Source organism: Pseudomonadota bacterium, from assembly GCA_022361155.1.
Taxonomy (GTDB): domain Bacteria; phylum Myxococcota_A; class Polyangia; order Polyangiales; family JAKSBK01; genus JAKSBK01.
Genome location: JAKSBK010000405.1, coordinates 1 through 4,979 on the forward strand (window position 1 = coordinate 1; position 4,979 = coordinate 4,979).

Genomic DNA, 4,979 nt, shown 5'->3' on the forward strand with positions numbered 1-4,979 from the left:
GAAACTGCGCCTCGCGGAACCCCCGCCGCCAGGCTTCGAGCGCGGCGCGGTAGGCCGTGCGGAAGGCGCGCACGGCCGCGACCGCCTCGAAAAAGGCGCTGCGTTGCCCGCGACCGACGGCGAAGGTCGGGTTGCGTTCGCGGAGCGCCTCGGCGAGACGCTGACGGGCGAATCGCATACCGCCTGCCAATGATTCCGGGGGTTAGGGGAGCTTGCCGCGCTCCCGCACGGTCCCGGCGTCCTGCACTGAAGTGGCGTCCGAGGGCGACCCGTCGAGCCACGGTCGAAACCTCCCGGACCTGAGGTGCTGCGGCCCGTGCAGAGCGTCCCAGTTGGCACGCCGAGCAGCCTCCAGGAACAACTCGAGTTCCTCGTCCGCCGTGTAGTCATTTCGATTGTTCGACAAGACGCAGTCCTTCGTCGTCACTGAACCAATGATACCACTTTGCCACGAGCGGCCTGTAGACGCTCGCAAAAAGAACCAGTCCGGTTCGGAATCGGCGTCGCACGTCGACTTCAGGCACCGAGTGACCGCCCGCGGCTACGCGCGTGGCGACACGCCTGACCGCGAAATCGGCTGAGGGTACTTCGATGAAGTGGAGACTCGTGCGAAAACCTCGACTGGCCCAGCTCGGTATACGCCTCGCGTACATCCTTGATGAAAGCGTCGTCTCGACCACAAACGAGCTCCAGCCTTTCTCCAGGTCGCTCAACCGCCGAACCAGCTCACGCCCTGCCGCGACAGGATGCGAATACGCTGCGCTCTCTCGCTGGATCTCGTCCGCGTTGAGGAACACCGCTGTCGGATACCGAACCCGCAAAACCTGCCGGGCAAAGGTGGTCTTTCCGGAGCCGTTCGCGCCCGCTATCAGGATCGCGTCGAGCGTCGTCTGGTGCATTCTGGACACCAGTCTTGCTCATCACGAACCGATCGCCAACGCTGCTGTGCGCTGTCCAAGATCAGCTCCGTCGAATGATGCCGGATAGGTCCCCATCGTCTCTAGACCGATAGTCATCAAGCCCCTGTCATCGGGCGGGTCCTTTCGGTCCCTGACCCGCGTTTGTTCAGCTAGGCAGCTTAGCCTTGACGGTAGTCGGATCTGTGACTTTGGCTGCACCGGGCTCTTGACCGAAAAACTTGCTCCAATTTGCGCCGCCCTGGTGGCCGTTGAACCTTGATGCAGGTCGGGGCCGCTTGGTAGCCTCCTGGGGAAATCAACCCAAACCAGGTAGCAAACAGAAGCTGTGAGTGGGAGCGTCAGCGTCTTCAGATCCCATACGCTTTGATTCCAAGTCCCGGCCGATAGAGTAGGGATATCTCGTACTTCGTCTCCCCTGCATCACCTCTCGCTCGCCTGTACTCGCGTAGGACGCCAACCTCGAGTAGTTTCTTGATGACCTTGTTCCAGCCGCCTGGCCCTGCGTGCAGAGCGCCCGCAGGTGCTCCCTTCGGTGACTTTTTCCGCGAGGCAGCCTTGCGAAGCTCCTTCTTCATGAACGCCGTAACCTCGGAGAGCGTTCCTGTGGGCTTCATTCCTTGAATCGCCGAAAGATAGGGACTCAGCGTTACGTACTCCTTCTGCAGATCGTCAACCCGAGCGGCGCTTGCTTCCGTGTACCCATGCTGGATGGCGGCAGATCGAAGCACTCGATCCGCGAGCGGCTCCAACGAACGCTGATGCTCGATCGCCTTCGCCAACAACTGAACGAAGGTCCTCGGAAACATCCGGTCCAAACCGTCAGACGTTCGTCGCTGGATGAAGCGAGCGGTCGATACCTTCTTTCCCTTCTCCATGCTGTCTCCCCAGAGTGGGATCAGAAGACGCCGCAGCCGTCCTTCATCCTGCGGCCACCGACCCGGGGCGGCCGATGGATCCAAGCCGTGAACCACGGCCTTCATGTATGTCTCGCTCGTCGCAGCAATGTTGAGTCCCAGCCGCCACAAATCGCTGGGATCCCACCGCAGCTGGACCGTGGCCGCGGCAAGGTGGCTTTGGTTCTGGATGTCGATGTCGGAGTAGATGTCCTCGCGAAGGAACACTTTGAAGCTCAGTTTACGAGAAACACCCCGTAGGTTCTCAAGCGCCTCGACGAGACCGTTGACGAATCGCTGCCTTCGTTCGAGCGACCGTGCATCGGATCCGAACCCGATGTCGAGTCCGTCGTAGAGCAGCACGACGGAGCTGTCCCCGGAAGACAGGAGCTCCCCATCGATCGAGCGCACCAGCTCCTCGGCCAACGTGCCCGCCCGTGGATAGGCGAGCGCCCTTTCAAGCGCCGTCTGAAGCGCGCGGGGCGTCGAAGCTGTCGCGACGCCGCCCACAAGACGTCGCTGCTGCGCAGGGAAGTCGTGCGCGATACGCGTCCAGGAATCGGGACGGTATCGAAAAAGACGATTGGCGGCATAGAGCAGCCAGAACGCGCCGTGAAGCTGTCTCTGCTTGAGTTTCAGCCGCGTGTGCTGCTCGAGCTCCCTGAAAGCGCTTGCCGTAAGGACGCTGTCCTTGGAGGCATGGGCCGGCAGGAAAGTCATGTTGGTTACCCGGGCCTGACCGACTTTCGAGCTCAGGTAGGCATAGAGCCATGTCTTACCGGACCCTTTGGATCCCACCACGTACCAGGTCGCCCGATCCAAGATGGCTTTGAAGTCACCGGGATCCACGAAGTTCTGCACGATGGTGGCAGGATCCGTGCTTTCCGCGAAAGCAAGGTTCGAAAGGCCCGCACGCTTGGACAACTCGTCGAGCACCTGCTGTGGCTCGAACGCGGGGAGTCCGGCTACAGTCGCGTCGGCGGGCTGCAGCAGAAGCGCGTCGAGCTCGTCGAGCAGGGCTCGGTACGTGCCGGCGGAGCGCTGGACAAAATCGGTACTCAACGCGTCCGCCAACGCAATCCCGCGCCGGTACTCGATCCCTTCACGCGCCACAGGCACCCTTTCGGCAACATCCGCGTCATCCAGCGAGGCGGCATCCTGACCGAGAACCAGCTCCGCGTACATCGCTTCGATACGGCTGACGAACTCAGCGAGTCTGTACCTGCCTTCGGGCCCCTCGGGAACCATGCTCGGCACGATCAGGACCTCAGGCAAGCCCTCCCGGTTCGCGTGCGCGGCGCGTACCGCTTCGAGGAACACGCGAAACCCGTCCCAGGACTGCCCGGAGACCGGTAGCATGCAAACCACGACGTCCGCAACATGAAACAGTGCAGATGCAGATAGGCCGGACAGGCCCGTGCGACAATCGACAAGGACAACTTCCGGATTCAGCTCGTCTTTGATTCTAGCGACGAGCATTTCAAGCGGGCTGGGTCCCTCGGCAACATGCCAGAGCGGCACTCCGAGATCGTCTAGCCGTTCCAGGTAGGTCTCGGTCAGGGCACCGGCGGGAAGCACGCGGATCGGAGCTCCGACCTCAAGCCGGCTCGTCGTAAGGTGGGGCGCAAGACGAAGCGCCCCTTCGAGCTGTTCCCTGTCCGTGGTTGCGGCGCGGCGAAGGAGCTCCAGCACGCCGTGGCCATTCGTTGGTGGTGCACACCCGAGCACGCGGTCGAGTCCGGGTGCCTCCAGGTCAAGGTCGACCGCGACGACAGATACTTGGCGGCTGGCCAGCGAGGCGGCGACGTGAGCAAGAGCCGTGGTTCGGCCGGCCCCCCCTCGGAAGCCGTAGAACGCAACGGTTGGCCGGGCCGGCAGCTCACCGCCCAAAACGCGAGACGCCTCCGCCGGGCGTTTGCCCACCACACCGGCGAAGGATGCCGCAGAAAACATCCCGTGGCGATCGCCCCCAGTACACCGGTTTGCAGGTGTGTCTGGGCTAGCAGGTCGCGCCCGCCTACGAGTCGCCATCACGCTTCCTCTTCGAGAAACCAATGCCCGAGAGAAGCACGTCTGCCAGCTCCTTGGAACGGGCAACCTCCGCCCCGGCCGCGCTGGCCCCGATATTCTCGGCGCCGTAGCGAAGGCTGTAGGGCCGCTCACTCGTAGTCAACCGTTTCCAGCAATCATCGTCCACCCACTGCTTGCCCTCCACCTTCATCAGCTTGCTGAGCCTGACCTCCTCCGCGAGCCGAGCCAGCTCATGTCCCTGCCGCCTGCGGAACAGGGCGTCGTACACCTTCGGTTGCTTCTTCTTCAGGTCCTCTCCGTCCGCGCATCCGGCCCGGTACAGAAGGCGTGCCTTGATCGCACATTCCAGAGCGACGTGGGCCAGATACGCCGCGCTGGCGGGGGCACGGGCGGGGTGCGTCGGGTTTTGCGGTAGCACAGACAGGACACATTCGGCACCGTGCAGGTGTCCCGCCGCTGCCGAACGAAACGTATGCAAGGTCCAGTGCTCGTCGCTCATGACCCCCCTCGTGCACGTTGCGCCTCGGCAGCGGCTGTTTCCCGCGTAGAGGCACCGGCTAGATCGTGCGCAGTACGCCGGGCGACCTCGCGTATGCTCAGCACCGCGGAAGGCTCGTGCCCCCAGCTGACGAGCACGTTGAGGTCGGGCTCACGACCTGTCTCGCACTTGGCGGGAAGGCCCGCATCGCTGTCGGGCGCTGCTGTACCCTCGAGCGTGGAGCCGAAGAGCGAAAGCTCTCGGATGTGGTGTCGGCGGCAGAACTGCTCCAAACGCTGCTTGTCGATCGCTGGTCTCGGCATCGCTCATTCGCCTTGTGCGCTTCGAGCATGGTAACCTATTCCGCTCGTTGCGGTGCCTGCTTCGCGGGCGCGGCTGACCAGGCCTCGGGCGAGCGAGCAAGTAGATTTGGCAGAACGATTGTCGGATTCGCGGCGGCAGAAGGTCAGGCCCGGTCGGATCCTGGTCTGGGATGCCGATGCCGTCGAGGACTGTGTTCGCGGTGGATGTGGCCGCCTATGCGGTGATGTCCAACCACTTCCATCTGGTGCTGCGCATCGACCGGGAGCGGGCCGAGGGCTGGAGCGAGGAGCAGGTGCTGGAACGCATCGGAACGCTCTTTCCCGCACGGGTCGC

The 4,979-nt window shown here is 63.3% G+C and carries 5 protein-coding genes and 2 pseudogenes; 1 reads left to right on the forward strand and 6 read right to left on the reverse strand.

Annotated elements, in window-relative coordinates; translation table 11 throughout:
* From MJD61_15725 to MJD61_15750, 6 genes and pseudogenes are all read right to left on the reverse strand, one after another.
* Nucleotides 1–151 (reverse strand): annotated as a pseudogene (locus tag MJD61_15725) (transposase).
* A 51-nt stretch (nucleotides 152–202) separates the two neighbouring features.
* Nucleotides 203–406 (reverse strand): hypothetical protein, encoded by a 204-nt coding sequence (locus tag MJD61_15730; GenBank protein MCG8556716.1) that lies wholly within the window; start codon nucleotides 404–406, stop codon nucleotides 203–205.
* Nucleotides 387–899 (reverse strand): zeta toxin family protein, encoded by a 513-nt coding sequence (locus MJD61_15735; GenBank protein ID MCG8556717.1) that lies wholly within the window; start codon nucleotides 897–899, stop codon nucleotides 387–389. Before MJD61_15735 ends, MJD61_15730 begins: the two co-directional genes overlap by 20 nt.
* A 368-nt stretch (nucleotides 900–1,267) precedes the next feature.
* The gene (locus MJD61_15740; GenBank protein ID MCG8556718.1) at nucleotides 1,268–3,766 is read right to left on the reverse strand and encodes a hypothetical protein; all 2,499 of its coding nucleotides are present in this window, start codon (nucleotides 3,764–3,766) and stop codon (nucleotides 1,268–1,270) included.
* A 64-nt stretch (nucleotides 3,767–3,830) separates the two neighbouring features.
* Nucleotides 3,831–4,343, reverse strand: a complete 513-nt coding sequence (locus tag MJD61_15745; protein ID MCG8556719.1) for a hypothetical protein — start codon at nucleotides 4,341–4,343, stop codon at nucleotides 3,831–3,833.
* The gene (locus MJD61_15750) at nucleotides 4,340–4,645 is read right to left on the reverse strand and encodes a nucleotidyltransferase (GenBank protein ID MCG8556720.1); all 306 of its coding nucleotides are present in this window, start codon (nucleotides 4,643–4,645) and stop codon (nucleotides 4,340–4,342) included. Before MJD61_15750 ends, MJD61_15745 begins: the two co-directional genes overlap by 4 nt.
* A gap of 191 nt (nucleotides 4,646–4,836) precedes the next feature.
* On the opposite strand from MJD61_15750, the pseudogene MJD61_15755 reads away from it, so the two are divergent.
* Nucleotides 4,837–4,979 (forward strand): annotated as a pseudogene (locus MJD61_15755) (transposase).

What these genes read in the sequence shown, in the direction of transcription:
- MJD61_15740 (MCG8556718.1), bottom strand. Translation starts at nt 3,766, where the DNA reads ATGTTTTCTGCGGCATCCTTCGCCGGTGTGGTGGGCAAACGCCCGGCG.
- MJD61_15750 (MCG8556720.1), bottom strand. Translation starts at nt 4,645, where the DNA reads ATGCCGAGACCAGCGATCGACAAGCAGCGTTTGGAGCAGTTCTGCCGC.
- MJD61_15745 (MCG8556719.1), bottom strand. Translation starts at nt 4,343, where the DNA reads ATGAGCGACGAGCACTGGACCTTGCATACGTTTCGTTCGGCAGCGGCG.
- MJD61_15735 (MCG8556717.1), bottom strand. Translation starts at nt 899, where the DNA reads ATGCACCAGACGACGCTCGACGCGATCCTGATAGCGGGCGCGAACGGC.